The organism is Thalassolituus sp. LLYu03 (assembly GCF_050507655.1).
Taxonomy (GTDB): domain Bacteria; phylum Pseudomonadota; class Gammaproteobacteria; order Pseudomonadales; family Oceanobacteraceae; genus Venatoribacter.
The window spans coordinates 1,490,714-1,517,018 of record NZ_CP191496.1 but is presented as its reverse complement, the minus strand read 5'-3'; the positions used below and the strand labels follow the sequence as shown (position 1 = coordinate 1,517,018).

The following is a 26,305-nucleotide window of genomic DNA, read 5'->3' as shown; positions in this document are numbered from 1 at the left end:
CGGTGACAGACAGCCCGATTCGGTTTTGGCCCTGTGCGACACTTCAGTTACTATGGCGTTTCGCCTCCGGACACTCTCCGGACATGGAAGCATACTGACCAAAGGAAAGGTTTATCGCATGGGCAAAGTCCTCGCTCTGACGCTCACCCTGCCTGTTGTCGCTGTCGCGGCTGCCGGCGCCTACATGACCCACACCAACGTTGTCGCCTACGAACAGGCCGCCCAAAAAGCCCTGCAGGATTCGAACGCCGAACTGCTTACGCAGGGTATTAAAGTGAATTATGAACTGGTGAGCAGCAACTGGTTCGGCGCCAGCCGGGAAGAAGCCTACACCGTCCGTATGCTGGAGCAGGGCGCTGATATTCTGACGGTGCGCCAGCACGTTACCATCGAGCCCTTCCGCGCCTACGGTTCATTCGGCATCGACCCGGACGCCGGCATGGCCGCCATGTTCCTGAAGCAGGTGCCGCAACTGACCGACCAGCAGCGTGGCGAATGGCAGCTGGATGGCCGCACCGGCCAGATCACAACCCATTACCAGACCGGTGGCTTCCGCCTGCCGGTTCCGAATGGCGAACTCAGTGTGTCGCCCCTGATCATGGACTCCGTCAGCTGGCTGGAAGAACCGCGCCGCAGCAAGACCACCATCGAACTGCGCCGGGTTGCCGCCAAATCACCGGATCTGGGCAAAGAAGGCGAACTGAATAATCTGAGCATGGAATTCCGCGGACACATGCAGGGCAACAAGCCCTTCATTGACCGCGCCAGCTACAGCATCGGCGAACTGGTCTTTACCGATGGCGACGATAAAACCCGCATTGCAGGCTTCAGTACGACCCAGGCCGCACTGCTGGAGCGCGGTATTTTCTCCATGCTGGTCAGCACAGAACTCAAAGATCTGAAAGTCAGTGCAGCCACCAACGACCTGAGCGTTGATCCGAGCACGGTGCGTATCTTCGTGGATGGTCTGAACTGGAAAGCGCTGCAGGCGACCTCCGACGTGCTGGCAGAAACCGACAGCGACGCCGTGTCTCCTTACGTGATTCTCGACGCGCTGGCCGGCATTGGTGCGGAAGGCGCGAGCGTGACACTGGAAGAGCTGCAGAGCAGTTTCGTGTTCAACGACCGCTCACCGGACGGCATTGGCGCTGCCGGCGACTTTACAGCCAAAGGATCTGTCACCCTGCAACCGGGCGACGCCGGCACTCTGGCGCAGGAATGGCCGCTGCGTACCCAGGCGGATCTGTCGCTGAATCTGAGCCGCTCCCTGATGCAGAGCCCGCTGTCAGAGCTGATGGTCGGGCTGATCGACGAAGGCTACCTGCGCGAAGAGGGCGACCGCCTGCTGTGCGACCTGCGCTACGCCGCGGGTGTCATCACCGCCAACAACCTGCCGGTCGACACCATGGCGTTCAGCGACTGAATCGCTCCGTCTGGGTCTGGGCCTGACCAGCCTTCGCCACCAGCCGCATGGCATTAACAACAGGAAATTAATAAAAAGCCCCGCAGTTGCGGGGCTTTTTATTGGGTTCTGGCGGCCATAGCGGTATCAGTGCAGACGACTTACCGGATTCTGACGGCCATAACGGCATCAGCGCAGTCGATTTATTGGGTTCTGACGCCCATAACGCCATCAGCGAAGACGATTGAGGTCCAGCGGCCGGCCCAGCACCACATGCCCCTGCAGATAATTACACACCTCATAGAAGCGCCGGGTTTCCGGCTTGGCGAGCAGAAAATCCCGCACCGACAGCCCGGCAAAGAAGGACGTGCCGGACGTCGGCAAGCCAAACGCTTCATAACGCTGCTCAGCGGACATGACGATGCTGAGGATGCAATCGAGCCGGAACAGGCAGCCAATCCTCTCGCTGACATCGGCCGGCAACGCCTGTGGCTGGCCACGATCGAGCGCCTGTAACGCCTTCGCGAACGCGTCGTCCGTCAGGCCCAACAGCAGAGCCAGTTCGTTATGCTCCATACGCCATCGGTCTGCGGCCGACTGGCGCAGCAGCCAGCCCAGCGCCAGTGCATCACCGGAGGCCGGAGACGCCGCACCAACCGCAGAGCGGACAGAGGGAAGTGAATGCGGTTTATCCATGAAAGGGTCCTGAACCATCGTTGCCCGGCAGCGGCTGTCGCCATGCCCGGGCGTGCCGACAGTCGTCGATACGCACGTGTGGTACGTCAGTGCCGTCAGAACATACTGGGTCAGAAAGCCCGATTGCGCCAATCAACACCGCAAAAGTCGTGACCTGGCTCAGTTGCGGGCAGCATCAGGTTTAAGGCCTGGCATCCGTCATCCATGCCGGCGCAAAGCCTCGGCAATGCGATCGTCGCGTAGCCCGATTTTTCAATTGATGGACGTAACAACCCCTGAGCAGCATCAGAGCGTTCGGCCAGACAACTGGCAAGCCACCCGGACAGCCATCAGAGCATCCGAGCAGCGAGTATAAGGAGATCGCCAGAAACAGTCGGGCATGGCGCCCACTGAAAGGTAGCAGCTATATTCAATCCTTATATTTCCGATAATTGATATTATCGGAATAAGTGAAATGAAGCATTTTTGGGCTTAAAAACCCGCTTTACAGGCCCACCGGCCAGCTGGCTTGTGGATAACGCTATGCCTGGCAAATTTTAATATTCTGCTCTCGGCCATGTTTATGGGCGGCCCGTCCCGGCCAATAACAAAGACCGGACTACAAACTCATGATCGCCTTCGGGCTCGCTGGATGTCACCGATCAACCACCACTGACGAACGTTCGGTTTGATCCGCTGGCAATCTGCGGCCGTTCAGCCGTGATGAGATGCAAAAATCGATACAGCCGCGATCAAGCTTCGTTAAGCGCCGGCGAGGAATTCTGGTCCGGCATTGACGGGCAAATCGGATCTCCAACGCCATCGCGCAAGCCCGATAAAGCATGCACCGGATGTCCGGCCAACTGTCAGGTACGGCGTTTCCATCTGGCAGGTACAGCATCATCATCTTTACCGCCAGCGCCCGCGGAACATTCATTCCGCCCTTTAAAGTTATTTATAGAATCCTTTTATATCAATATCTTAGATAAACTATCTAAAGTTACTTGTTCGATCACGAGCATGTCATAAGCTTCTTTTTGCCAAGTCCTGGAGCCGCCAACCACAGCAACCAACCACAGACGGTATGTCAATTAACTCATGCATCACTCATGACGCTGCCGACCTGCAAGACGGCCAGACGAGAAATGGATATGCGCAGGATCAGCGCGCCAGAAAGCAACAGGCAAACAGCAAAACAACCGCCAGCCAGCAAGGATTCGGACTACGCTGCTTCAGCGCGCAGCACTGAATATCAGCCCCAACACCAGCTCCGACACCGACGGTTTCCAGCTGCAGAACGTCACCGGCTCAGTACGCTCCTCAATGCGGTGATTGTGCATAGCCAATAACTATAATGGGCCTGTCACACACCAGATCGCTTGTGGATAACCACTTTGCCAGCCGTCATTCATCGGGCGACTGACCCCCATCAAAGCATCACACTTAACATCACAGCCACGCCAGGCAGCATCATTGCTCTCGACATGCTCTCAGACGGACGCACGGCCGTTGCAGCCTGCTGCCAATCCAGGCCATTGCCAGCTGGCAGCAAGAGCCTGTAGGCACTAAAACCCATCCACTCAGCATTAATAATCAAAGGCTGTTCAGCCGCCGGCAAACGCCTTATATTTCCGATAATTCTTAATGCAACTGAAGTTTCGCCATGAAATCCCAGCAGGAAGCTCCACAACCCCTGATCGACCAACTGGAACATCTGGGCAACCCTCTGTCCGGTGCACGCCAGGTGCTGAATCGCGTGCCCGAGGCGAAAGCCATCGACGGCGCATTTGAAGATCTGGTGCACAGCCTCAGCTTTCTGGTCAGCTACAACGGCAGCACCGCCACCTTTAACAGTTACCGCCGTGAAGTCGAACGCCTGCTGCAATGGTGCTGGCTTGTACGCAGCTGCAGCTTAGGTGAACTGCGCCGTCAGGATCTGGAAGACTACATCCGTTTTGCCCAGTCCCCACCCCGCTCCTGGATTGGCCGTAAACAGGTCGCCCGTTTCCGCAACAGTCAGGGCGAACGTGCGGTGAATCCGGACTGGCGCCCCTTCGTACAGGCCCCGGATGAAAACGGCTATGCCCTGTCACAGAAAAGCCTGCAAGCCCTGTTTGCCGTGCTGTCGACCTACTTCAATTACCTGCTGCAGGAAGACTATTTACGCATCAACCCGGTGGCGCTGATCCGCCAGAAGAGTAAATTCCTGCAGCGTCACGCCTATCAGGAGCCGGTGCGGCGCCTGTCGAATCTGCAGTGGGATTTCATTCTGGAAACGGTCGAAGCCATGGCCGCCGATAATCCGGGCGAACACGAACGCTCGCTGTTTGTGATGCGTCTGCTGTTTGGTATGTATCTTCGGATTTCGGAACTGGTGGCTGACGAGCGCTCGACGCCGGTGATGGGCGACTTCCACACCGATGCCGACGGCAACTGGTGGCTGCGGGTGGTCGGTAAAGGTAATAAAGCCCGCTTAGTGACAGTGTCGGACGATATGCTGGATGCCCTGCGCCGCTATCGCCAGTTTCTGGGCTTGTCGAAGCTGCCCTATGTCGGCGAACAGACGCCTCTGGTGGGCAGAATCAAAGGACGCGGCCCGGTGACCAGCACCCGTCAGATCCGCTATCTGGTGCAGAATTGCTTTGACCGCGCCTTTGACCGCATGCGCTCTCAGTGTCTTGAAGACGAAGCTCAGGAGCTCAAGGTGGCTACCGTGCACTGGCTGCGCCACACAGGCATTTCCGAGGATGTGAAGTTCCGCCCGAAAGAGCATGTAAAGGAAGATGCCGGCCACGCCAGCATGGCCACGACCGACCGCTACATCGACACTGAGCTCAGGGAGCGTCACGCCAGCGCCCGTTATAAAAAACTGAAACCCGAACTGTGAGCCATGCCTTGCGCCCAGTGTGCTGCAGCCTACCTCAGCCACAATAACGCTCAGCCACAATCACCCTCAGCGCAATCACCCTCAGCGCAATCCATAAAAAATAAAGCCGGAGCTCTGAGAGATCCGGCTTCGGTTTTACCAGTCTGGCCGCCTTAGGGCATCAGTGCATGTACTGACCGCCGTTGGCCGAGATGTTGGCGCCGGTGATAAAGCCGGCATTGTCGTTGGTCAGGAAGCTCACCACGCGGGCAATGTCTTCCGGCTCGCCGAATCGGCCAACAGGAATGGTTTTACGGATTTCTTCACGAATCTCATCCGGTACATCCATGATCATGCTGGTTGCCACATAACCCGGAGACACGGTATTCACGGTAATGCCCTTGCTGGCCACTTCCTGTGCCACAGCCTTGGTGAAACCGTACATACCCGCCTTCGCGGCCGAGTAGTTTGCCTGACCGAATTGCCCTTTCTCACCATTAATGGATGAGATATTGACGATACGGCCCCACTTTTTCTCGAGCATGTCGTTGATCACCAGACGGGTCATGTAGAACACAGACGTCAGGTTGGTCTCGATCACGTCGTGCCACATATCCGGCGTCATCTTGCGCAGCGTGGTGTCACGCGTAATGCCGCCGTTGTTGACCAGAACATCCACAGTCCCGAAATCTTTGCGGATTCCGTCGATACAGGCTTCGCACGACGCCCAGTCACGGATGTTGCCGAAAGCGATGGCGATTTCGTAGCCTTCGGCTTTCATCTGCTGCTGCCACGCATCCGCCTTATCGTGATTTCCCCCATGGTAGTAACCGGCAATTACCTGATAACCGTCATCGTGCAACTGCTTGCAAATGGCCGTTCCGATACCACCAGTACCACCGGTAACCAGTGCAATACGCTTGGTCATAGTCCTGCTCCTTCAGTTTTGGGTTTGTGGTTGTCCAGTCAGAGTGATCAGACCTTATGACACTAAGATGACCACCCAGCACATAGAAAATGCTGTTTACCCGAGCTAAGCAATTCGGCTGAACCGCGGTAAAAAACAAAGCGGCCGAATGCCACATTGGCCTATTGAATGGATGCAGGATTTCTGAGGGTTCTGTATAATTTTGCGCCTTTTATTCTCCTCGCTGGCCCGCCCATGAAGTTCGTAATCAAGCTGTTCCCAGAGATCACCATCAAGTCCCACAGCGTGCGCAAACAGATGACCAAGATTCTGCGTCAGAATCTGCAGAACCTGTTCAAGCGCCACGTCATCTCTGTGGACGTACAGAATCGCTGGGACAGTCTGGTGGTCGTAGTGAACCGCGACGACGAAAGCACCCGGCGTCAGGCAATTCAGATTCTGTCGCACACGCCGGGTATTCTGGCGGCGCTGGAGATTACCGAATTCACCTTCGCCACCCTGGATGAAGCCTATCAGCACGTGCGCGACGCCTATCGCGAGCGCGTGGCCGGCAAGAGCTTCTGCGTGCGCATCAAGCGCTCCGGCGCCCACGATTTCAACTCGCATCAGGCCGAGATCTACATGGGCGGCGGCATTCTGAAAGAGACCGATGCCACCCGCGTGGATCTGCACAATCCGGATGTGGTGGTACTGGCCGAAATCCGCAACGACAAAGTGCAGGTGGTGAAGCAGAGCATCAAAGGTCTGGGCGGCTACCCGCTGGGCAGTCAGGGCGAAGTACTGAGTCTTATTTCCGGCGGCTTCGATTCCACCGTGGCCAGCTATCTGATGACCCGCCGCGGCCTGAAGACCCACTTCTGCTTCTTTAACCTGGGCGGAAGTGCCCACGAGATTGGCGTGAAGCAGGTATCGCATTACCTGTGGAGCACCTATTCCGAAAGCCACCGGGTGAAGTTCATTACCGTGCCGTTCGACAAGGTCGTGACCGAAATCCTGACCAATGTGGATACCAGCCAGATGGGCGTGGTACTGAAGCGCATGATGCTGCGCGCTGCCTGCCATATGGCCGAGCGTTTTAATATGCCGGCTCTGGTCACCGGCGAAGCCGTGGCTCAGGTCGCCAGCCAGACCATCACCAACCTCGCCGTGATCGACGAAGTGGCCGACCGCATGGTGCTGCGCCCACTGGCTGCCATGGACAAGCAGGACATCATCGACACCGCCCGCCGTATCGGTACCGAAACCTTCGCGGCTACCATGCCGGAATACTGCGGCGTAATTTCAGTAAACCCGACCACCGTGGGCGACCGCAAAAAAGTGGCTGAAGCCGAAGCCAAGTTCAACATGGCCGTACTGGAACAAGCCCTTGAAGACGCCACCATTCAGCGCATCGACGACGTACTGAGTGGCGAAGCCAGTGGTCTGGATCAGGTCGAACTGGTGACCACCCCGTCGCTGACGGATATCGTGATCGACATCCGTCACCCGTCCGAAGCGGCCGATGCACCACTGACCCTGACCAACAATCAGGTGCTGACCATCCCGTTCTTTGACCTGGACAACCGGGTGAATGATCTGGTGGCAAAAAATGAAGGCACCCGTTTCCTGCTCTACTGCCAGAAAGGCACCATGAGCAAGATTCACGCTCACCACCTGAGCAGTGAAAAGCGTGGCCATTTTGGTGTCTTCAGTGAATCGCGTCCGGCGGCGAAAGCCGCACCAGACGCCGAATCAGCCGCTGACAGCAGTCAGGGCGAATAATAAAAACAGCTCAGGCCGGCGCCTGTCCGGCCTGATGCAGTTGCTGCAGTACGCGCAACTGTCCTTGCACATCGGCCTTATCGGCCAGCAAAGCCCGCACCTCCTGCTCTGCCTGCGCCAACGCCTGACGCAAGGTTTGAGCATCCTGCTTGCTATGAATCCCCTGCTGCTCCAGCGAACTGATGGTCAGTTGTTGTTGCTGCACAACTTCACCCTGCCGCTGAACGGCGTCACGCTGCTGCTGCAATTGCTGCGACAGACTGTCATTTTGTGTTTGTGCCTGTGCCAGCTGGTCTCGCAACACCTGCAATAATTCCTGATCACGCGCCATCGCCGCCTCATCGCGCACCCGACCCTGCTGTAACTCACTTAACTCGCGGCGTAACTGCTCGCCCGCGGCCAGCAACTGCTGCTGATGGACATCTGCCTGCTGCAGACGCTGCTGTTGTTGATTCAGCTGAGTGCGGAAATCATCGCGCTCCTGCTGGCGCTCGATGGCAATGCGCTGCTGATAATGTTCCAGATGCTCACGACTGGCGCGCAACTCCTGGCGCAGCTCGCCCTGCACCACTTTCAGTTCTGTCACCTGACTCTGCGCCTGGGCACACGCCATCTGCACCTGCTGACCCTCACGCCGACTGACGTCCAGCTGCTCCGCCAGCGTCAGGCACTGCTCCTGCGCCAGATGCAGACGTTCGTCACTGTCTTTTTTTGCTGCCAGCAAGGCTGAAGAACGCTCCTGCTCGGCCTGCAAGCTTGCCTGAAGCTGCGCTTCAGCTTCCGCAAACTGCTGGCGCGCCACGCGGATTTTCTCCTGCGCGCTATTTTCGAGCTGCTCGTACACTGCCTTAACCGCCTGAATCAGCTCAGCCGGCAAGCCTTCAATCTTCTGCTCGCCGGTAAACTCCTGACGCCAGCGTTTCAGCAAAGGTGCAATGGTGCTCTTGCTGCCGGTACCAAGCAGCTCACGCACACGGTCTACCGTTGGTTCTTGCCCGGCCGTACGCACCGCTTGCGCAGCAGCACTGACGTCTTCGAATGTAATCCCCAGCCTTGCCATTGCTCACCCCCTCAACTGCCTGATTGTCTGCTCGGCTATCTGCCCGTTTCCGGCTGCCGGTTCATCTGCCTACTGCGCTTTAATCTGCCTGCTGCGCTTTAGCTGTTCTTCTGCCTGCCGGCAGCGGCGGGCTACGCCTCTCGCCCCGCCTCAGCTCTGATCCAGATATTAACTCAGCAATTACTGTTTCATATTACGTATCACGTAATATTACATACTATGTGACTTAAATAAAAACAGGAAAGCCTCAATATATAACCTGCGATAATATGTGTTATCGCAGGTTATACGGGTAAAATATCGGCCAAATGCTGGGCTCTGCAGTACAGCTGCGCAGAAGCCAGAAGCCAGAAGCCAGAAGCCAGAAGCCAGAAGCCAGAAGCCAGAAGAGCATGAGCAAACAGAGATACGCCAACAACGACAATCAATCGGATGCAGCCGCCCCTGCAACAACGTCCGCGCAGCAAGCGGTACCAGCACACACAGCAGCAGGCTTGCTGACAGCAAACGACGCTGCGTTGCAGCACTATTTGCACAGCGCCACCGCGGACAACACGCGCAAGGCGTACCGTTCGGCGATTCGTCAGTTTGAAAAATGGGGCGGCCGCCTGCCCTGTTTGCAGGAAGAGCTGATCCGCTACCTGCTGGACAAAGCCATGCAGCTCAATCCGCGCACGCTGAATCTGCACCTGACCGCCATTTCGCAATGGCATAAGGTGCAGCAACTGGCCAATCCGGCCGACAGTCCGCTGGTAATGAAAACCATGGAAGGTATCCGCCGTAACCATGGCCGGCCGAAACAAAAAGCCCGGGCGCTGCGTCTGGAGCACATCGCGCGCATGCTGCAGCAGTTGCACAGCGAGCCGGACAGCCTGCGTAAAAGCCGTGACATCGCCCTGCTGCTGACCGGTTTTTTCGGCGCCTTCCGCCGCAGCGAACTGGTGGCCATTCGCATTGAAGATCTGCAGTGGGAAAGCGAAGGCCTGACCATAATTCTGCCACGTTCCAAAACCGATCAGAATGGCCGTGGCTTACAGCGCGCCTTGCCGTTTGGTCCCGAGGGCATCTGCCCGGCCCGCGCTATCCGCAGCTGGATAAAAGCAGCCGGCATTGCGTCCGGCCCACTGTTCCGCGCCATAAACCGCTGGGGGCAATTAGGCGAGCAGACGCTCAATCCGGCGTCGGTGAACGATTGCCTGAAACGTATCGGTGCCGCCTGTGGTTTTGATTTTCTGCCGGAACTCAGCAGTCACAGCCTGCGTCGCGGCATGTCGACGTCTGCGGCGCGCGAACAGGTGGCGTTTGAGCTGATCAAGAAGCAAGGTGGCTGGCAAAGCGATGCCACGGTATGGGAATACATAGAGGAAGGCCGGCGCTACACGGATAACGCCGGCACGGTACTCATGAACAAACTCAGCACGCTGCAGCAAAGCACGGCGCAGACCACAGCGGGTGCTGAGCAAGATTCACAAAGCGAATCCGGTGCCGGTTAAAAACCGGCGCCGATTTCCAGTCGATAGCCAGTACCCGGCGCGTCGATATAACCAGAATCAACGTACTCGGTATCAAGCACATTGGTCGCTGCCAGCGCCCAGTGCCACTGATCAAATGTCTGTTTCACGCCCAGATCCCAGATGCGGTAACCGTCCTGATCGTAGCGGGCTTCAAACTTGTACTGCGAAGTCAGCACCAGATCGGCAGGTAACTGATACGCCAGCGACAGAATCGCCTGATGCTCAAACTGCGACTGACTGTAACGCGCTTCGGCATACTGATTGGTGAAATCCTGAATCAGACGGGTATAGCTCAGGCTGGCCTTACGGAAGCCGGCGTCCGCCAGAACCCCCGTGGCATCAAATTCCACATCAAAGCCCTTGGTATCAATCGCGTCGATATTGCGGGCAATGTAGGCGCTGTTTGCTGTCACTTCGGCAGCAGTACGGGTGTAGTCGATAGCATCCGTGGTCTCACGCTTGAATACCGCTACCCGACTGAGCACCCCGGCCAGATTCAGACGGGCGCCCAGTTCGACGCTGTTGGTTTCTTCGGCAGTCACATCCGTGCTGCCTTTATTGGCCGACTGGTTCAGGTACAGGTCGTTCATGGTCGGTACGCGCACGCTCTGACCCGCGTTGGCGTAGATCTGCTGGCCCGCAACGGGAATGGTGATACCCACCACCGGCAGCGTATAGCTGTCGCCGCCGTCGTAGGTCAGGTAAGAGACACTGCCCGCCAGCTGCACCGCGCCCAGATCTTTCTGGCCATAGACAAACAGGCTGTTGTAACTGCGGTCGTGTTTGTTGCCGACAATGGACGTGCTTTCGATGTCTTCCTGATTGTATTCATAGCCCAGCGACAGCTCATTGCTGGCGTGGAACCGGATGCGCCCCTGCAGCGCGTTGGTCTGATGCACAGACGGCGTGTAGGTCAGGTAAAAAAACTCATCGTCGTGCTGGCGCCAGTTCACCGCCACATCCACTTTCTGCTCAGCGTTCAGCTTCTGCTCGTGAGTCAGATACGCGTGGCGCTGAATGGTGTTTTCATTGGCACGCTTATCGGCGCCGGCGTAGAAGCCCTGGGCACCAAAGCCTTTGTCCATATAACCCAATCCCAGCATCGTGGTATGGGACTCGTTGTGATGCACCAGACGGTAGTTGCCCTGCTGAGTGGTGTAATCCAGGTCCGCTCCTTTGATGTAAGAATCGGATGTCTGCTGCGCGGCCGAGGCAAAATTGCTCCAGTTGCCGTCGGTTTTGCCCAGACTCAGCATGGCACGGTCGTAGTCTTTGCTGCCAGCCGCCAGAGAAACACGCGCCTGCTTACCGTCGACTTGCTTGCGCGTCACCAGGTTGATCACACCGGCGTTACCATTCGGGCCGTATTGGGCTGCACCCGGGCCACGTACGATTTCAATGCGTTCAATGTCTTCCAGCACCAGCGGAATATCGAAGTTATGGTGTCCGGTCTGAGGGTCGTTCATGCGCACGCCATCGACCAGAATCAGGGTCTGCTCGTAACCCGCGCCACGAATGGATAAGTCCACCTGAGTGCCGCCACTGCCGCGCTGACGCACATCCAGGCCTGACACCCATTCCAGCGCATCGGCCAGCGTATTCACAGGCAACAATTCGATGTCGGCCTTATCCAGCACCTCGACCGCAAACGCCTGTTCTGCCACCGGCTGCTCAAACAGCTGGCCGGTGATTTGCTGGGTTTCGAGTTCAACAGCCACAGCGTTCATGCTGATCAGTGCCGCACCAACCGCCAGTGTCAGCGGTGACAGAGTAAAACCGGTTTTCATGAGGAGCCCTTTGATTATTCGAGTTTTGCGGCGCAGTTTAGGGATTGCGCCCGGCGGCGCCACCGTCTTGGCTCGATGGCGTTATCCGTTGCTTAAAGTTCAGTCAGCTGTCACTGCAGCGTCTCAACACTGCGGGTCGGAAGCGACAGAATCAGCTGGTATTATGTCGCCTTCAGAAATGACGGACGCATTCATGACCACCATCATCAGTTTCAACATCAACGGCGTGCGCGCCCGCCCGCACCAGCTGGAAGCCATCCGTGATCAGCTCGACCCGGACGTACTGGGGTTGCAGGAAACCAAGGTTCACGACGAAGAATTCCCTCTGGCCGACATTCAGGCGCTGGGTTATCACGTGGAATTTTTTGGTCAGAAAGCCCATTACGGTGTTGCCCTGCTGAGCAAGCAGGCGCCCGAGTTTGTGCAGAAAGGCTGGCCATGGGACGACGCCGACGCGCAGAAGCGTCTGATTCACGCCCGCTATGTGATTAACGGCAAAGTGTGGAACGTGCTCAATGGCTATTTCCCGCAGGGCGAAAGCCGCGACCATGAAACCAAGTTTCCGGCCAAAGAAAAGTTCTACGCCGACCTGATGCGCTATCTGAACGAAACCTTCACCCCGGCTGACCGGGTGATTGTGATGGGCGATATGAACATTTCGCCTGAAGACACCGACATCGGTATCGGTGAGCCCAACGCCAAACGCTGGCTGAAAACCGGCAAATGTTCCTTCCTGCCGGAAGAGCGCGAATGGTATCAGCGCCTGCTGGGCTGGGGTCTGAAAGACACCTACCGCAAGCATTTCCCGACCAGCAACGAACAGTACAGCTGGTTCGATTACCGCTCCAAAGGCTTTGAAGATGAGCCCAAGCGCGGCCTGCGCATCGACCACATTCTGGCCACCGAGCCGGTATACGGCGAATGCGTGGCGGCGGGTATCAGCTACGAGATCCGTGGCACCGAAAAACCGTCTGACCATGCGCCGATCTGGTCGCGTTTCGACTGACCAGCCTGCTTAAGCAGAAAACAAAAAGAGCAGCTCAGGCTGCTCTTTTTTTGGGTTTTGCTTCGGGTTTGGCTTCGGGCTTACTTGCCTGCCGTCAACAGCAGCACTCAGCTGCCGTATTCCTCGAGGGCGGCAATGTAGTCCAGCCAGGCGCGGGCGTTGCTGGCACTGTCGGCGTAACTCAGCCCCTGTTGAAAATAACGGCGCGCGGTGGCCAGATCTTTCAGCTCCAGCGCCGCAGATCCCGCCAGCATGCGCGCTTTCGGCTGGTCTTTGTCTTTCAGCCCTTTGGCAACGGCTGCTTCGGCCTGCTTAAGCGCCAGCGCAAAGTCGCCATCCTGCATGGCCAGCTGACCACTGAGCAGCAACAGACTGCCGTCTTCCATAAAGACCGCCGCCTGATTCATAGCGCCGATGGCTTTTTCCCGCTCACGCCCCTGCTGCCAGGCCATGGCGGTTAAACGCCAGTTGCGTTCGTTCAGCTCAATGGTGCCGTCCTGCAGGTGCTTGTTCAGAATACGGCCGGCACGCTCCGGCAGGTTCTGGCCGATCATCAGCTGTACCATAAACAGAATGCTGTCCGGCTTTTTCAGATACCCACCGGCGTAACCCAGCTCCAGTGAACGCAGCGCCAGTTCAGGCTTTTCCAGCAACTGGTACATAGACGCCTGCTGGGCCCAGTAATCTTCACGTTCCGGATTCAGGCGCAGCAGATCATCGATAACCTCAGCCGTGCGCTGATAATTTTTAAGCTGGTAGTAACCGGCCATCAGCATCTGCAGCCATGGCTCTTTAACCGCTTCGCCTTTACTGCGTGCGCGGCTCACCGCCCGCTCCGTCCACAGTACCGAATTGTGGTAATCGGCCAGCAGATGGTAGGCCGAGCCAAGCGTGGCAAACGCCAGTGGCGGAATGACAAGCGACGGGGCTTTGCCAGAGGCTTTGGCCTTAGCGCTGTCTGATTCTTCCTGCTTGAGCAGCTTTTCCAGACGCGGAGCCAGCTCAGCCACAGCCCCTTTGGTATCGTCGAGCGACAGCATCAATTGCGCGGTTGTCGTCGCCAGACCGGCTTCCTGCACCGGTGTCAGCGCATCCTGCGCCAGCGATTTTCGGTACCAGATCAGAGCGTCGTTCGGCTTTTCCTGCAGCAGAAAATACTGGCCGTAAAGCTCACAGGTCAGCGCCAGACCGAAGCCCGGCTTCAGGTCGTCCACCAGATCATCCAGAGCCGCTTTGGCCTCCGGGTATTTGGCTTCGCCAAGCAGTCCCTGAATTTCATTCAACTGCTTGTAGGTCGATGGCGACAGGGTTTCCTGCGCGCACAACGCAGCCGACGCCAGCAGCAAAAGCGCCGACGCAACCGTGGTAATCAGACCACGCATCAGGCACCTCCCAGTTTGAATTCAATGGTCTGGGTAGCCACCTGCTCCATGGCTTTGCCGTTTTCCATCTTGGGTTTGAACTTGTATTTGTACAGCGCCCGCACGGCTTCACGCTCGAACACGCCCTTAGGTTCGGCATTGATAATTTCGACATCTTCTACCAGACCTTCGGCGTTGATTTTCAGCCGCGCCGTAACGAAGCCTTCAATCTTCTGGCGCAGCGCGCGCTGCGGGTAGGCAGCGTTCATGCGCACCAGCGGGATCACGTCGGTATCGCCAAAGCCCATGCCGACCACGGCATCGCCCAGCAGCGAACTGCGCGCCAGCGCCAGATCCGGCGACACATCGGGCATGGTGAAAGGAATCTGCTGCATCGCCACGTTCTGCTGGCTGACGCTTTCTTTCGGCATCTGCGGCTTCTTAGGCTTGGGCGGCTCGGGTTTATGACGCTCTTTAAGCTCGGTGCGGCTGTTTTGTTTCAGGCGCACAAAATCGACGACGGCGGCATCTCGGTCGATGCGTTTCAGCTCACCCGGCCCCGTCACCATCCGATGCATCACCCAGAACAGGCCCAGACTGACGGCGACGGCGGCCAGCAAGGCAACGGCCAGTCGCTTCATCAGTTGGCCGCCTCGGCGGAAATGGAAATATTGGAAATACCGGCGAGACGCACCTGATCCATCACCTTCACCAGCAAGCCGGTCGGCGAGTATTCGTCGGCCTGAATGATGACGGCGCCTTCCGGGTTTTCGGCTTTCATGCGTTCGATGTTCGGGCGCACGGCCCGCACATCAACGGCGCGGCGGTCGATCCAGATTTCACCGTTGGCGCGGATCGCCACCAGAATGTTACTGCCCTTTTTCTCTTCGGCGGTCTGCGCACTCGGGCGGCTGACGGTCACGCCACTATCTTTCACAAAGGACGTAGTGACGATGAAGAAGATCAGCATGATGAACACAATGTCGAGCATCGGTGTAATGTCGATGTCGTTGCCATCTGCTTCGCTGTCGGTATGACGACGTGCCATAACTTATTCTCTCAATGCAGCCATTCGGCGAGCTGATGCAGCCCGCGCTGGCTCAGACGTTTGAACCGGGTACGGAAATACAGACCCGTGAGCGCGACCACTAAGCCTGCCATGGTCGGAATGGTGGCCTGCGAAATGCCATTGGCCATGGCGCGGGCGTTGCCGGTGCCGGTAATAGCCAGCACATCGAACACGCTGATCATGCCTTTTACTGTGCCCAGCAAACCGAGTAACGGGCACACGGCAATCAGAATGGCGATGGCCGGCAGAAACTGCTCGATGGCCTGTTTCTGCTGGCTGAGCATGGCCGCGCGGATTTTGCGTGCATGCCAGCTGTGATGCTCAGCACGCGCAGACCACTGCTGCGCCAGCTGCTGATTCAGCGCCGGCAGCTCACGTTTGAAGAACCACAGGCGTTCCAGAATCAGACTCCACAGCAGGATGCTCAGCGCCAGGATAAACCACAGCACCGAGCCGCCTTGCGCCATAAAATCCAGCAGCCACTGCATATCAGCCAGCCACCTGACGGTTCTGCTGATCCTGCTGTTCCAGCGCCTGCGCCATCAGCCCGGCCGATTGTTCGTCCAGCAACTGCACCAGCGCTTTGCTGCGCGCGGCCACCCAGCTGTGCACCAGCAACAGCGGAATCGCGACCACCAGGCCCAGCACTGTGGTCACCAGTGCCTGAGAAATACCGGCCGCCATCAGTTTCGGATCGCCGGTGCCGAAGTTGGTAATGGCCTGAAAGGTCGCGATCATACCGGTCACGGTACCCAGCAGACCGAGCAGCGGCGCGATACCGGCAAACAGCTTGATCATAATCTGGCCGCGTTCCAGCGCCGGCAGTTCGCGCAGCACGGCTTCGTCCATTTTCGCTTCCAGAACATCCACATCCACCGGTCGCGGCAGATCACGCCAGGCCTGCAGTACGCGACCGAGCGGATTGTCAGCGTTAGGGTTGGTCAGATCGGCTTTCTGGCGTTTAATCGCCGCCGAAATACCGGACAGTACCAGCGTGCGCCAGGCCGCCAGGCCCAGACCTGCCAGACCCAGCAGCAGAATGATGTACCCCACCAGAGCACCCTGCTGAATACGTTCAAACAGATCCGGGCTTTCCAGTGTCATGTTCAGCAGCGCACCGCGGCTCGGATCGATGGCCACCGGCGCCACGTCATCGTTACTGCTCAGGTAATCGGCAATCAGACCAGCCTGAGACGGCTGACGTCCCAGCTCCTGCAGGCTTTTAAGCTCGGAGTCGAACGCCAGATAACCGGACTCTTCGACCGTGTTAAACACACCGAGACGGGTCACATGGCGGTCAACGCTGCTGCCATCGGTGGCAATAACGGTGGTATCAAAGGCGCTGACCTCACCGTTGAGGATCATTTCTTCCTGCATGGTGAACCACAGGTCTTCAAGCGCCTGAATGGTCGGCAGCTCTTTGGCTTCGGCCAGTTTATCCAGATCGGCGCGACGCTCAGGCTGTTGCACACTGGTCAGGCTGTCGGACAGCAGCGTGTTCAGGTCGTTGGCGGTCTGGCGCACGACGCCAAACATCTCACCTAAGTTACCGACGCGCAGACGCAGTTCTTCTTCGCGTTCAGTCAGCGCGTTTTCGTTGCGGTCAAACTGCTTTTTCAGTTCGTCGGCGCGCTTTTGCTCCGCTTTCAGACGGGCTTTCGCCTCGGCCAGCTGGCGCTTCTGCTCGTCGAGCGAGCCTTTGAATTCAGCTTCGCGCTGGCCGTCGGCTTTTTTCTCAGCCGACTGATACTGGCCCACCTGATTGAGCAGGTTACGCAGCGGGCCGGCCGGCGCAGCGGTATCGGCCAGGGCCGGCAAGGAACACGTCAGTGCGAGGGTCAGGAGGAATGAGTGCTTCATGATGACGCCCCCTGCTTAACCAGCGACGCGGGCGTTGGCAGCGGCACAACCAGCATTTCCGGAGCAGCCACCTGCTGCGCCACTTTCAGAGCTTTACGCAGGTCGCGCAGATAGCCGGAATCCAGCGCCAGCCAGTCGTTGTGGCCTTTGTGCCATACCCAGGCGCTGTCGCCGTCGTTGCTCAGACGGTACAGAGCCAGACGCCCTATGCGCAGGAAATCGTACGACACGCCGTCCTGCTGGCCACGGTAGGCTTCAATGTTGCGGCCATAGTCGACCTCCACCTGATAGGCCTCCAGCACGCGGCGGAATTTCTCCGACACCGTCACGTCGGCACGGGTCAGCAGATCTTTCAGCAGCGCCACACGCGCCCCGCGCTCGTCCGGCAGGAACGGCGTATCGAGTGCAACGAACTGATCCAGCGAATCCACCATGCGGCTCATCAACGGCAGAATGCCGCGCTCGGTGCGTTCAATTTCGGTGATCTGACGGGCGAGCGAGGCCAGTTCATCGTTCTGACTCTGCACGATGGCTTCCATCTGGCGGTTGTACAGCGCCAGCTGTTCGGTTTCGGCTTTGATCTGGCGGTATTCGGCGAGCAGCTCGAGGGTCTGGTCGTCGAGTTTTTCGACCACAGACTGGCTTTTCTGACCGGCCTGACCGGTAGCCTGAATGGCGCCCTGCCCCTGACTGAGGGTGTCGGCCGAGGCGACCTGAGCCAGCAGTGCGGTGGCAAGAATCAGCGGGATTCTCATAACCTTGAGGTTCCTGACGAAGGGATGTTCAGAGTGTTGGCCGACCCGCCTGAACCGCGGATGAACCAAAAAAGAAGGCGCATTATGCGCCTTCCTTTTATCACTATCAATTAATAATCGTTTGCATTTAGACCAAGCTTTGCTGCGACATCGGCCGTGCCACGCGGCGCGACTACGGCTTTTACGCCCTCGCCACGCAGGTACTGTTCGGCGACGCGCTGCACATCGCTCCACTGAGTCGCCAGCAGACGTTCACGGAACTGCTGACGCAAAGCCGGAGTGCGGCCACTGTAGTCCTGATGGAAGTGCTGCTTGGCTTCACCGGCCGGTGATCCCGGACGGTCCATGCTGCCGATCAGACCCAGTGCCGATTGTTCAATCAGGTCGGCACCGGCGGTTTTGTTCAGCACCCAATCCACGGATTTGGCGAAGTCATCGAAGGTGCCTTCGGTGCGTGGATCGCGGTAGGAATAGAACTTAAAGCAGCCCAGTGCGGAATCCTGACTCGCACCGGCACCGTAAGCGCCGCCACGCTCACGGATAGCAGTGTGCAGGAAGCCGTTGCGCAGAATGCCGGACAGCACGGCCAGCACCGGCGCGTCGGCGTGGTCCATGGTCACGGTCGGGAAAGCCCAGGCACAGAAGTTCACCTGCGAATCCACCATCCAGTAAGTATCGGTATTGGCCAGTGCCCAGCTCATGCTGCCGCTGGCCGCCCTTCCGGCATTCGCCCAGACGGCGTTCAGGCTGTTGCGATGTGCGGCTGCGCCCTGCTCGTCATGCACCAGCAAGGCCTGCGCCGGGGCGGCAATGCTGCTGTACAGATCGGTCAGCGCCTGCGACAGGAAGGCTCCGCCTTCTTTCTGCGCTTTGGCCCAGCGCTCTTTCACGCGCTTGATCTGCGGCAGACCGCCCAGTTCGTTGGCAATATTGGCCGATGCGTTAAGCGGAGCCGCCGCCAGCGACATGGCCAGCGCATGACCGCTGCCGGTAATGCCCTGTTCACGGCGGGATTTGGCCTGCGTCAGCAGATCGACCAGACGGTTTTCTTCGGCGAAGGTGGCGCTTTCCCAGGTTTCTTTCATCAGCGCCGAGAAATCATCAGCACCTGAACCCAGTGCTTTACCGGTCATCACCAGATAACCCATCAGCTCGTTGCAATCGGCTACATGGCCTTTGATGCTGGCGTAACTGGTGAGGCTGCCGACAATGCTGGTCTGCTTCTGTTGCTGGAACAGGTAGTCGTTACCACCGGCGCCTACTTCGCTCCAGGCCTGAGTAAAGAACGGCAGCCAGCTCAGCTGTTCGGCACTCATGGCCGGCAGATCGGCGATCAGCTGCTGATACACCAGACCATTGGTGCCGACCACGTATTCGGTGGCGGGCAGCTTTTCTTTGTATTCCTGTGTTGGCGCCATATAGCTGATGTCCGGGCGCACATCGGCCAGTGTCACCTGCGGCAGAATGCCCGGATCGTCTTCCTGCGCCTGACGCTCTTTCAGTGCTTCGGCCTTAGCCAGAATCGCCTGCTTGCCGGCGTCATCGAGGGTGGCCTGAATATCCGCCAGACTCTGTTCTTCCAGACGTTTCATTTCGTCGTTCACACCAGCATCCGGGCGCAGGGTGTAACGCACGCGGTGGCGGTTATTCAGCAGCAGGCGGCTGACCGCTTCCTGCATAAAGCCAGGCTGCGTGGCTTTGGCACGCAGACGTTCCAGCGCCGGATCCAGATTCAGCAGAGCCGCCGGATCGCCATAATGGGTAGCCGCAGGCAGTGCGTTAAAGATCAACTGCAAGCCGTAGGGGTAATGGTCGCCACCGATTTCGCGCTGATGCAGTTCAAGCTGATGCAGAGCGGCGTCAATCATGCCCTGATCGACACCCTGCTCGGCTACTTGCTGCAGAGTATCGAGAATCAGCTGTTCAACGGCCTGTGCGTGCTCAGGCTCACTGCCTTCGATACCGCACATAAAGCTCATTTCACGGTTGGAATCTTCCAGACCGCACAGCGGCGACGGCGCGCCACCGAGGTCGGTTTCTTCCAGCGCGCGGCGCAGCGGTGAAGCGGCGTTATCCAGCAGTACCTGACTGACCAGATGGGCTTCCAGCTGAGCGTCGAGATCGGTGGAATTACCCAGCAGCCAGCCGACCACATGGTGGGTAGAGGCTGACAGATCCTCGCTGTCGAGGCCGTAGCATTGCTCGACGGCCAATGGTGCGGCGTAGCGTTTTTCCGGCTCCACTTTCCACTGTTTGTCCTGACGTTCAAAGCGGCTCAGTACCTGAGTTTCAAGCTTGTCCTGCAGTTCAGCGACATCCAGCGCGCCAAAGGTCATGAAAATGGCGTTGCTCGGGTGGTAATGGGTTTTGTAGAAGCTCAGCAGCTGCTCGTAGGTCAGGTCAGTAATTTCCGCCGGCTCACCACCGCTGTTGTAGTGGTAGGTGGTGGTCGGAAACAGATACGAGCTGATGCCCTGCCACAGCTGGCTGACCGCCGACGACATAGCGCCTTTCATCTCGTTGAACACCACGCCTTTGTACTCGAGTGGCGATTGCGCATTACCTTCTTCGGAAAACTCGATGCGGTGGCCTTCCTGAGCGAAATCCAGCTCGTGCAGGCGCGAGAAAAACACCGCATCCAGATACACATCGAGCAGGTTGTTGAAGTCTTTGTCGTTCTGTGAGGCGAACGGGTACGCGGTCCAGTCGCTGCTGGTCATGGCGTTCATAAAGGTATTCAGCGAGCGGCGCGTCATCATAAAAAACGGGTCGCGCACCGGGTACTTCTCGCTGCCGCACAGCACAGTGTGTTCAAGAATGTGCGCCACGCCGGTGGAATCGTGCGGCATGGTGCGCACCGCCACCATAAAGGCTTTTTCGTCGTGATCCGTGGCCAGATGGTAGTGCACAGCACCGGTGGCCGTGTGTTCGTAATGCTGAATATCGATGTTCAGGGATTCAACGCGGGTAGACCCCACATGGCGGAACGCGCGGGATGACGCACTGTTAGACATAGCTTCTCTGCTTATCCTGAATGGGAAACTCGGGTATGGTAACAGGCATATCCGGCCCCTAGAACCATCCACCTTTGCTGTTGTGCAACGGATTGGTCGGCTCTGGCGCCTAATGGCCTGCAAGTGAATGCCGCCTGTTCAATTTTTATCCGGAATCCCCCATGACCCTTCCAGCCGATATTGCCGATGAATTTCCGGTGAATGGTGAATGCCTGTATCTCAATCACGCCGCTGTTGCTCCCTGGCCCGAACGTGCGCGCAAAGCGGTTGCCGAGTTCGCCGCCGAAAACACAGCGTTAGGTGCCAGCCACTACCCGCAGTGGGTCAAGGTCGAGCAACGGTTGAAGCGCAATCTCGAAGCCCTGATCGACGCCCCGCAGGGCTCAGTGGCTCTGGTAAAAAACACCTCAGAAGCCCTGTCCTTCGTTGCAGAGGGCATCGACTGGCAAGCCGGTGATGTGGTGGTGATCAGCGATCAGGAGTTTCCGTCCAACCGCATTGTCTGGGAGGCCCTTAAGCCGCGCGGCGTGCAGGTTATTGAAGTTTCGCTACCCTGGGACGACCCGGAGTGTGAACTGCTGGCCGCCATCGCCCAGAAACCCAGACTCCTGTCGATCAGCGCCATTCAGTACGCCTCCGGCCTGTTGCTCGATCTGGTACGCATTGGTGAGGCCTGCCGCGAAAACGGCGTGCTGTTCTGTGTCGATGCCATTCAGGCGGTGGGTGCCCTGCCATTTTCGGTGCAAGCCATCGACGCCGACTTCGCCATGGCCGACGGCCATAAATGGTTGCTGGGCCCGGAAGGCCTGGGCTTTTTCTATGTGCGACCCACGGTCATGGAGCAGCTGCGCGTGATCGAGCACGGCTGGCATATGATCGACGAAATGGGCAATTACGACCGCAAAGACTGGGCACTGGCAACCGATGCCCGCCGCTTTGAATGCGGCAGTCCGAACATGCTGGCGGCGCACGCACTGGCCGCCAGTACCGGCTTGCTGCTCGACGTTGGTATGGACAAAGTCGCCACCCAACTGGTGACCAATGTGCTGTATCTGCAGGAACTGCTGAGCGACCAAGACGCGGTGTTTGTGAATCCGCTGCTGAACCAGCGCCCGTCGGGCATTCTGACCTTTCATTTCTGGGACAAAGACAACGTCAAACTGCATAAGCTGCTGATGGAAGCCGGTGTCATTTGCGCCCACCGTGGTGGTGGCATCCGCTTCTCGCCGCACTTTCACACCACAGAAGAGGTGCTGAACGACGCCGCAGATGTGCTCGACTACCTGCTGGAAGCGGTCTGACCGGGCCAGACAACCTGAGTGACGAAAACTGAACCCGGGACAAACAAAAAGAGCGCCATTGGCGCTCTTTTTTATGCGATGTCGCTTATACGACGGATCACATAGTGTGCGTAATGCGGTCAGACTTCAGCGCACCCGCCAGAAAGGTTTCGATCTTGTCACGGGCGAGGCTGTCGTCACCGGTAAACTGCACACCGATGCCCGCTACTTTATTGCCCTGAGCGCCGCGCGGGGTGATCCACACCACTTTGCCGGCCACCGGAATTTTTTCCGGCTCATCCATCAGTTTCAGCAGCATGAACACTTCATCGCCCAGCTGATACTGCTTGTTGGTCGGGATAAACAGCCCACCGTCTTTAATGAACGGCATATAGGCTGCATACAGCACAGACTTGTCTTTGATGGTCAGCGACAGAATACCGCTGCGGGCACCTGCACCCAATCCGCCTGTCATAATCCCCCCTGGATGATGCGATCACTGTCGGTCGTACAGCAGAGCCTGCCATTCGATCAACAGCGATTCGATCAGAAGTTGCTTGTTATAGTGTCCGGCGCCTGACAGTAAACGGCCCAGAATCTCTTTCACTTTGTCGTGCAAGGGTATCAGCTTTGCCGCAGACGGGGTAGCTCCGCCCAGCACCAGACTGACCTCATTGCCAAAGGTCAATGTGTCCGCCGGGACGCCCATCGAGACCTTAATACAGTCTGACAAAAATCCATAAAACCAATGAGTTACATCGGAAAGCTCAAGCTTGCTCCAGCCATCGGCCGTCGCCTGTAATGGCGCAGCGCCACGACTCCACTGCACCAGCAGCTCCAGTAATCGCTGCTGCTGACCTGCCTGATCGGCGCGCAGCCAGTCATTCGCCCGCAGCGGCGCACCGTGATTGCGGCGCAGCGCCTGAGCGGCGGTAGCGGCCGCATGTCCCTGCGCCGACAGCCAGCCAAGGGCGGCCGCCTCGGGTGGCGTTTCCAGTACGAAGCGCTGACAGCGGCTGCGGATGGTCGGCAACACAGAACCAAAGCGTTCGGTTTCCAGCAGCAGAAAACTCTCGCCCGCCGGCTCTTCCAGCGTCTTCAGCAAGGCGTTGGCGGCGTTGGTGTTCATGACTTCCACCGGACGCAACCCCACCACCTGACAGCGGCTGATCTGTGGCGTTTGCGACAGGAATTCGTTCACACGGCGCACCGTATCGATACGCACCTGCTTGCTGCCCTCTTCAGGCTGCGCCAGCAGGTAGTCCGGGTGACTGCCGGCTTCCCATAAGTGGCAGCTGTGGCATTGTCCGCAGGGCTGATCCTCATCACGCAGACAGAGCAGCCATTTGGCGGTATAGCGCGCCAGTTGATGCTTGCCGATGCCTGCCAGTCCGGTAAACAACAGCGCATGAGGTAAACCGGCCTTACGATGGCGTTTGACCAGTTCCGTCCAGGCGCCGGCCTGCCATGGCAGCAACTCAGTCATTCAGTAAATCCTGCAGTTCAGCCAGCAATGCCTGCTGCACGTCGGCCAGCGGCAATGCGGCGTTCAGCACACGGAAACGGGGCTCCGCTTCCGCCAGCAAATGGAATCCGCGCTGCACGCGCTCAAAGAAGGCTTTTTGCTCGGTTTCAAAACGGTCAACGGCTTCGCCAGCTGCGTCTGCACGGCCACGGGCGCGGGCCATACCGATTTCCAGCGGCGCATCCAACAGGAAGGTAACGTCCGGCTCAAGATCCTGCTGCACCAGACTTTTCAGCGTCAGAATATGCTCCATCGGCAATTCACGGCCAAAGCCCTGATAGGCGACAGTGGAATCGGTAAAACGGTCGCACAGCACCCAGGCGCCGCGCGCCAGTGCCGGACGCACCAGCCGTTCAAGATGCTGAGCGCGGGCCGCAAACACCAGCAAAAGCTCCGCCATCGGCACCACAGGTTCATCGTGATGGGCTTTCAGCAGCTTGTCGCGGATGGTTTCTGCCACCGGGGTGCCGCCGGGTTCGCGGGTAACCACCACTTCAACGCCCTGGGCGCGCAGCCAGTCGGCGCAGAAGGCGATATTGGTGGATTTGCCAACACCTTCACCACCTTCAAAGGTGATGAAGCGGCCGCTTTGAGTCTGAGTCATGGTTAGCCTTATTGCCCGGTTGCGACCGGTGCTGAGCGGTAATCTTTGCTACGACGGAAGATCTGGTATTTACGCACAGCGGCGTTGTGCTCTTCCAGCGTGGCTGAAAAATAATGGGAGCCATCACCGCGGGCAACAAAATAGAGTTCATCCCCGGCCGCAGGCTGAAGGGCTGCCTGCAATGCTTCGGCGCCGGCCAGCGCAATGGGCGTCGGCGGCAGACCTTTGTTGCGGTAAGTGTTGTAAGGATTGCTGCGATCCTGCAGATGCACCTTTTTCAGGTTGCCATCGAAGTCCGGACCCAGGCCGTAAATGACCGTTGGATCGGTTTCCAGACGCATGCCTTTTTGCAGGCGACGGACGAACACGCCGGCAATAACCGGACGCTCGGCCACCGCGCCCGTTTCTTTTTCAACGATGGACGCCATGATCAGTGCGTCATAAGGCGACGCATACGGCAGCCCGGCAGCACGCCCGTCCCACGCAGACTGTAGTTGCTGCTGCATACGCTCGTAGGCTTGACGTATCACGGCCGAGACCTTGTCGCCACCGTGGTAGACGTAGGTGTCCGGATACAACCAGCCTTCCGCGTTACCGTTAATACCAAGCAGCTGAGCCACCGCCTCCGGGGTCAGCGGACGAATGTCCTGCCGAAGTTTCGGAGCCTGTTCCAACGCGGTCAGGGCCTCGCGCAACGGACGGCCTTCAATCAGCGTGACGCGGTAACTGACCGGAGTCGCCTCCGCCAGCAGCGTCAGCAGCGCAAGCCCTGTGATGGCCGGTGGAATGTCGTATTCGCCGGGGCGCAGAACTTTGTCCTGCCCGCTCAGACGCGCCTGCACACGCAGCAACAGCGCAGAAGGCAGCCAGCCTTCTTCCTGCCAGCGTCGTGAGACTTTACTGAGAGTGTCGCCGGACAGGATTTCGACCCGCACCGGCGCTTCGTTATTGGTTGGCAGCTGCCACACCCCGGCTGCCAGAGCCGCGGCCAGTAACAGCACCATTCCGCCGAAGCGGAGCAGATATTTCACGCAAACAACTCCTGCAATTCCTGCTGCAGCACCACGATTTCTTTCGGTGAATCATACCGTTTTGCGCCAATGGATCGTACCGCCTGCAGACCATTGAGCGAATTGGTCAGCAAAATTGCATCGGCCGCCAGCAGACGATCCGGGCTGATGGCCGTCTCCTGCACGCTGAGCTGACCCATCAGCCAGCGGCGGATAACCCCGTCCACACCGCAGCGGCTTAAGTCAGGCGTGAGCCACTGACCCTGCTCACAGACAAACAGATTGCTCATCGCGCCTTCAATGACCCAGTCATCGGCATCAAGCACAATGGCCTCGTCGCTGCCGCCCGGCATACGGTTGCGGATCAGCACCTGCTCCAGCCGGTTCAGGTGTTTGAAGCCCGCCAGTAGTGGCTGAGGCGCCAGACGCACCTCACTGAATTCACAGTGAAAGCCTTCCGGCTTGCGCTGCAACGCCCAGTCGGGGGCATTGAACACCTGCCATTGCAGTTCAATCTCAGGTTCCACCGGCGCAAGATAGCCGCGCGGGCCAGCACCACGGGTTACAACCAGCTTGACCGCTGAGCCTGTACGCGGGGCCTGCGCAATGGCCGCTTCAATAAGGGCCAGCGTGTTCACCGGAAAATCCAGTGCCACCAGACCCTTAAGCAAGCGGGCGCGATGCAACGGCCACAGTGGCAGCGAGCCATCTGCCGCCATGCGCAGGGTTTCAAACAGACCATCACCGTACTGCAAACCGCGATCGTTAGCCGGCCAGCAGGCGTCGGCCTGCCAGCGTCCGTCGCGCCAGATCAGTGTATTGCTCATA

General features: G+C 58.3%; 22 protein-coding genes. 6 read left to right on the top strand and 16 right to left on the bottom strand.

Annotated elements, in window-relative coordinates:
• Positions 1 to 118 precede the first annotated feature (118 nt).
• Positions 119 to 1,423 carry a hypothetical protein gene (locus tag ACQUQU_RS06895; protein ID WP_430462509.1) on the top strand — a complete coding sequence of 435 codons (1,305 nt, stop codon included), beginning with the start codon at positions 119 to 121 and terminating at the stop codon, positions 1,421 to 1,423.
• Positions 1,424 to 1,633: 210 nt separating this feature from the next.
• On the opposite strand, the gene ACQUQU_RS06890 is transcribed toward ACQUQU_RS06895, so the two are convergent.
• Positions 1,634 to 2,098, bottom strand: a complete 465-nt coding sequence (locus tag ACQUQU_RS06890) for a hypothetical protein (protein ID WP_430462508.1) — start codon at positions 2,096 to 2,098, stop codon at positions 1,634 to 1,636.
• A gap of 1,642 nt (positions 2,099 to 3,740) precedes the next feature.
• Here ACQUQU_RS06890 and ACQUQU_RS06885 point away from each other — a divergent pair.
• Complete coding sequence (locus ACQUQU_RS06885; RefSeq protein WP_430462507.1) at positions 3,741 to 4,964, top strand: tyrosine-type recombinase/integrase; 1,224 nt, start codon at positions 3,741 to 3,743, stop codon at positions 4,962 to 4,964.
• A 160-nt stretch (positions 4,965 to 5,124) separates the two neighbouring features.
• Here the strand turns inward: ACQUQU_RS06885 and phbB are convergent, their stop codons facing one another.
• Positions 5,125 to 5,871, bottom strand: coding sequence for an acetoacetyl-CoA reductase (gene phbB / locus ACQUQU_RS06880; protein ID WP_430462506.1), 747 nt, complete (start codon positions 5,869 to 5,871; stop codon positions 5,125 to 5,127).
• A 234-nt stretch (positions 5,872 to 6,105) separates the two neighbouring features.
• Here phbB and thiI point away from each other — a divergent pair, with 234 nt between their 5' ends.
• Complete coding sequence (gene thiI / locus ACQUQU_RS06875) at positions 6,106 to 7,632, top strand: tRNA uracil 4-sulfurtransferase ThiI (protein ID WP_430462505.1); 1,527 nt, start codon at positions 6,106 to 6,108, stop codon at positions 7,630 to 7,632.
• 10 nt (positions 7,633 to 7,642) lie between these two features.
• Here thiI and ACQUQU_RS06870 read toward each other — a convergent pair whose 3' ends face one another.
• On the bottom strand, positions 7,643 to 8,692 hold the full coding sequence (locus tag ACQUQU_RS06870; protein ID WP_430462504.1) for a DNA-binding protein: 1,050 nt from the start codon (positions 8,690 to 8,692) through the stop codon (positions 7,643 to 7,645).
• 392 nt (positions 8,693 to 9,084) lie between these two features.
• Here ACQUQU_RS06870 and ACQUQU_RS06865 point away from each other — a divergent pair, with 392 nt between their 5' ends.
• A complete protein-coding gene (locus ACQUQU_RS06865; RefSeq protein WP_430462503.1) occupies positions 9,085 to 10,185 on the top strand; it encodes a tyrosine-type recombinase/integrase in 1,101 nt (366 codons plus the stop codon).
• On the opposite strand, the gene ACQUQU_RS06860 is transcribed toward ACQUQU_RS06865, so the two are convergent.
• Positions 10,182 to 11,993: a TonB-dependent receptor plug domain-containing protein gene (locus ACQUQU_RS06860; protein WP_430462502.1), complete on the bottom strand. Its 1,812-nt coding sequence runs from the start codon at positions 11,991 to 11,993 to the stop codon at positions 10,182 to 10,184. The genes ACQUQU_RS06865 and ACQUQU_RS06860 overlap by 4 nt on opposite strands.
• 193 nt (positions 11,994 to 12,186) lie before the next feature.
• On the opposite strand from ACQUQU_RS06860, the gene xthA reads away from it, so the two are divergent.
• Complete coding sequence (gene xthA / locus ACQUQU_RS06855; RefSeq protein WP_430462501.1) at positions 12,187 to 12,999, top strand: exodeoxyribonuclease III; 813 nt, start codon at positions 12,187 to 12,189, stop codon at positions 12,997 to 12,999.
• A 107-nt stretch (positions 13,000 to 13,106) separates the two neighbouring features.
• Here xthA and ACQUQU_RS06850 read toward each other — a convergent pair whose 3' ends face one another.
• The 7 genes from ACQUQU_RS06850 to ACQUQU_RS06820 all read right to left on the bottom strand — a co-directional run bounded on the left by ACQUQU_RS06850 (position 13,107) and on the right by ACQUQU_RS06820 (position 21,058).
• Positions 13,107 to 14,381 carry a hypothetical protein gene (locus tag ACQUQU_RS06850; RefSeq protein WP_430462500.1) on the bottom strand — a complete coding sequence of 425 codons (1,275 nt, stop codon included), beginning with the start codon at positions 14,379 to 14,381 and terminating at the stop codon, positions 13,107 to 13,109.
• Entirely contained in the window at positions 14,381 to 15,001 is a 621-nt protein-coding gene (locus tag ACQUQU_RS06845) for an energy transducer TonB (protein ID WP_430462499.1), read from the bottom strand. The genes ACQUQU_RS06850 and ACQUQU_RS06845 overlap by 1 nt, the downstream gene beginning before the upstream one ends.
• The gene (locus ACQUQU_RS06840) at positions 15,001 to 15,408 is read right to left on the bottom strand and encodes an ExbD/TolR family protein (RefSeq protein WP_430462498.1); all 408 of its coding nucleotides are present in this window, start codon (positions 15,406 to 15,408) and stop codon (positions 15,001 to 15,003) included. The genes ACQUQU_RS06845 and ACQUQU_RS06840 overlap by 1 nt, the downstream gene beginning before the upstream one ends.
• Before the next feature lie 11 nt (positions 15,409 to 15,419).
• On the bottom strand, positions 15,420 to 15,917 hold the full coding sequence (locus tag ACQUQU_RS06835) for a MotA/TolQ/ExbB proton channel family protein (protein WP_430462497.1): 498 nt from the start codon (positions 15,915 to 15,917) through the stop codon (positions 15,420 to 15,422).
• Between the two features lies 1 nt (position 15,918).
• On the bottom strand, positions 15,919 to 17,289 hold the full coding sequence (locus ACQUQU_RS06830; RefSeq protein ID WP_430462496.1) for a MotA/TolQ/ExbB proton channel family protein: 1,371 nt from the start codon (positions 17,287 to 17,289) through the stop codon (positions 15,919 to 15,921).
• A complete protein-coding gene (locus ACQUQU_RS06825; RefSeq protein WP_430462495.1) occupies positions 17,286 to 18,044 on the bottom strand; it encodes a DUF3450 domain-containing protein in 759 nt (252 codons plus the stop codon). Before ACQUQU_RS06825 ends, ACQUQU_RS06830 begins: the two co-directional genes overlap by 4 nt.
• Before the next feature lie 110 nt (positions 18,045 to 18,154).
• Positions 18,155 to 21,058 (bottom strand): insulinase family protein, encoded by a 2,904-nt coding sequence (locus ACQUQU_RS06820; RefSeq protein WP_430462494.1) that lies wholly within the window; start codon positions 21,056 to 21,058, stop codon positions 18,155 to 18,157.
• Positions 21,059 to 21,219: 161 nt separating this feature from the next.
• Between ACQUQU_RS06820 and ACQUQU_RS06815 the strand changes: the two genes are divergently transcribed.
• Positions 21,220 to 22,359, top strand: coding sequence for an aminotransferase class V-fold PLP-dependent enzyme (locus ACQUQU_RS06815; RefSeq protein WP_430462493.1), 1,140 nt, complete (start codon positions 21,220 to 21,222; stop codon positions 22,357 to 22,359).
• Between the two features lie 97 nt (positions 22,360 to 22,456).
• Here ACQUQU_RS06815 and ACQUQU_RS06810 read toward each other — a convergent pair whose 3' ends face one another.
• The 5 genes from ACQUQU_RS06810 to pabC are packed head-to-tail and all read right to left on the bottom strand — an operon-like array spanning position 22,457 to position 26,304.
• Positions 22,457 to 22,813: a PilZ domain-containing protein gene (locus ACQUQU_RS06810; RefSeq protein ID WP_430462492.1), complete on the bottom strand. Its 357-nt coding sequence runs from the start codon at positions 22,811 to 22,813 to the stop codon at positions 22,457 to 22,459.
• Between the two features lie 21 nt (positions 22,814 to 22,834).
• Positions 22,835 to 23,824 (bottom strand): DNA polymerase III subunit delta', encoded by a 990-nt coding sequence (gene holB, locus ACQUQU_RS06805; protein WP_430462491.1) that lies wholly within the window; start codon positions 23,822 to 23,824, stop codon positions 22,835 to 22,837.
• On the bottom strand, positions 23,817 to 24,467 hold the full coding sequence (gene tmk, locus ACQUQU_RS06800; RefSeq protein ID WP_430462490.1) for a dTMP kinase: 651 nt from the start codon (positions 24,465 to 24,467) through the stop codon (positions 23,817 to 23,819). The genes holB and tmk overlap by 8 nt, the downstream gene beginning before the upstream one ends.
• Positions 24,468 to 24,475: 8 nt before the next feature.
• Positions 24,476 to 25,498 carry an endolytic transglycosylase MltG gene (gene mltG / locus ACQUQU_RS06795; RefSeq protein ID WP_430462489.1) on the bottom strand — a complete coding sequence of 341 codons (1,023 nt, stop codon included), beginning with the start codon at positions 25,496 to 25,498 and terminating at the stop codon, positions 24,476 to 24,478.
• Positions 25,495 to 26,304, bottom strand: a complete 810-nt coding sequence (pabC, locus tag ACQUQU_RS06790; RefSeq protein ID WP_430462488.1) for an aminodeoxychorismate lyase — start codon at positions 26,302 to 26,304, stop codon at positions 25,495 to 25,497. The genes mltG and pabC overlap by 4 nt, the downstream gene beginning before the upstream one ends.
• Between the last annotated feature and the right edge of the window lies 1 nt (position 26,305).

Excerpts from the sequence above, each read along its gene's own strand:
- ACQUQU_RS06820 (WP_430462494.1), bottom strand. The coding sequence starts at position 21,058 with ATGTCTAACAGTGCGTCATCCCGCGCGTTCCGCCATGTGGGGTCTACC.
- ACQUQU_RS06825 (WP_430462495.1), bottom strand. The coding sequence starts at position 18,044 with ATGAGAATCCCGCTGATTCTTGCCACCGCACTGCTGGCTCAGGTCGCC.
- ACQUQU_RS06865 (WP_430462503.1), top strand. The coding sequence starts at position 9,085 with ATGAGCAAACAGAGATACGCCAACAACGACAATCAATCGGATGCAGCC.
- thiI (WP_430462505.1), top strand. The coding sequence starts at position 6,106 with ATGAAGTTCGTAATCAAGCTGTTCCCAGAGATCACCATCAAGTCCCAC.
- ACQUQU_RS06890 (WP_430462508.1), bottom strand. The coding sequence starts at position 2,098 with ATGGATAAACCGCATTCACTTCCCTCTGTCCGCTCTGCGGTTGGTGCG.
- ACQUQU_RS06860 (WP_430462502.1), bottom strand. The coding sequence starts at position 11,993 with ATGAAAACCGGTTTTACTCTGTCACCGCTGACACTGGCGGTTGGTGCG.
- ACQUQU_RS06840 (WP_430462498.1), bottom strand. The coding sequence starts at position 15,408 with ATGGCACGTCGTCATACCGACAGCGAAGCAGATGGCAACGACATCGAC.
- ACQUQU_RS06870 (WP_430462504.1), bottom strand. The coding sequence starts at position 8,692 with ATGGCAAGGCTGGGGATTACATTCGAAGACGTCAGTGCTGCTGCGCAA.
- tmk (WP_430462490.1), bottom strand. The coding sequence starts at position 24,467 with ATGACTCAGACTCAAAGCGGCCGCTTCATCACCTTTGAAGGTGGTGAA.
- ACQUQU_RS06850 (WP_430462500.1), bottom strand. The coding sequence starts at position 14,381 with ATGCGTGGTCTGATTACCACGGTTGCGTCGGCGCTTTTGCTGCTGGCG.
- pabC (WP_430462488.1), bottom strand. The coding sequence starts at position 26,304 with ATGAGCAATACACTGATCTGGCGCGACGGACGCTGGCAGGCCGACGCC.
- ACQUQU_RS06830 (WP_430462496.1), bottom strand. The coding sequence starts at position 17,289 with ATGAAGCACTCATTCCTCCTGACCCTCGCACTGACGTGTTCCTTGCCG.
- ACQUQU_RS06810 (WP_430462492.1), bottom strand. The coding sequence starts at position 22,813 with ATGACAGGCGGATTGGGTGCAGGTGCCCGCAGCGGTATTCTGTCGCTG.
- ACQUQU_RS06895 (WP_430462509.1), top strand. The coding sequence starts at position 119 with ATGGGCAAAGTCCTCGCTCTGACGCTCACCCTGCCTGTTGTCGCTGTC.
- phbB (WP_430462506.1), bottom strand. The coding sequence starts at position 5,871 with ATGACCAAGCGTATTGCACTGGTTACCGGTGGTACTGGTGGTATCGGA.
- ACQUQU_RS06885 (WP_430462507.1), top strand. The coding sequence starts at position 3,741 with ATGAAATCCCAGCAGGAAGCTCCACAACCCCTGATCGACCAACTGGAA.
- ACQUQU_RS06835 (WP_430462497.1), bottom strand. The coding sequence starts at position 15,917 with ATGCAGTGGCTGCTGGATTTTATGGCGCAAGGCGGCTCGGTGCTGTGG.
- holB (WP_430462491.1), bottom strand. The coding sequence starts at position 23,824 with ATGACTGAGTTGCTGCCATGGCAGGCCGGCGCCTGGACGGAACTGGTC.
- ACQUQU_RS06845 (WP_430462499.1), bottom strand. The coding sequence starts at position 15,001 with ATGAAGCGACTGGCCGTTGCCTTGCTGGCCGCCGTCGCCGTCAGTCTG.
- ACQUQU_RS06815 (WP_430462493.1), top strand. The coding sequence starts at position 21,220 with ATGACCCTTCCAGCCGATATTGCCGATGAATTTCCGGTGAATGGTGAA.
- xthA (WP_430462501.1), top strand. The coding sequence starts at position 12,187 with ATGACCACCATCATCAGTTTCAACATCAACGGCGTGCGCGCCCGCCCG.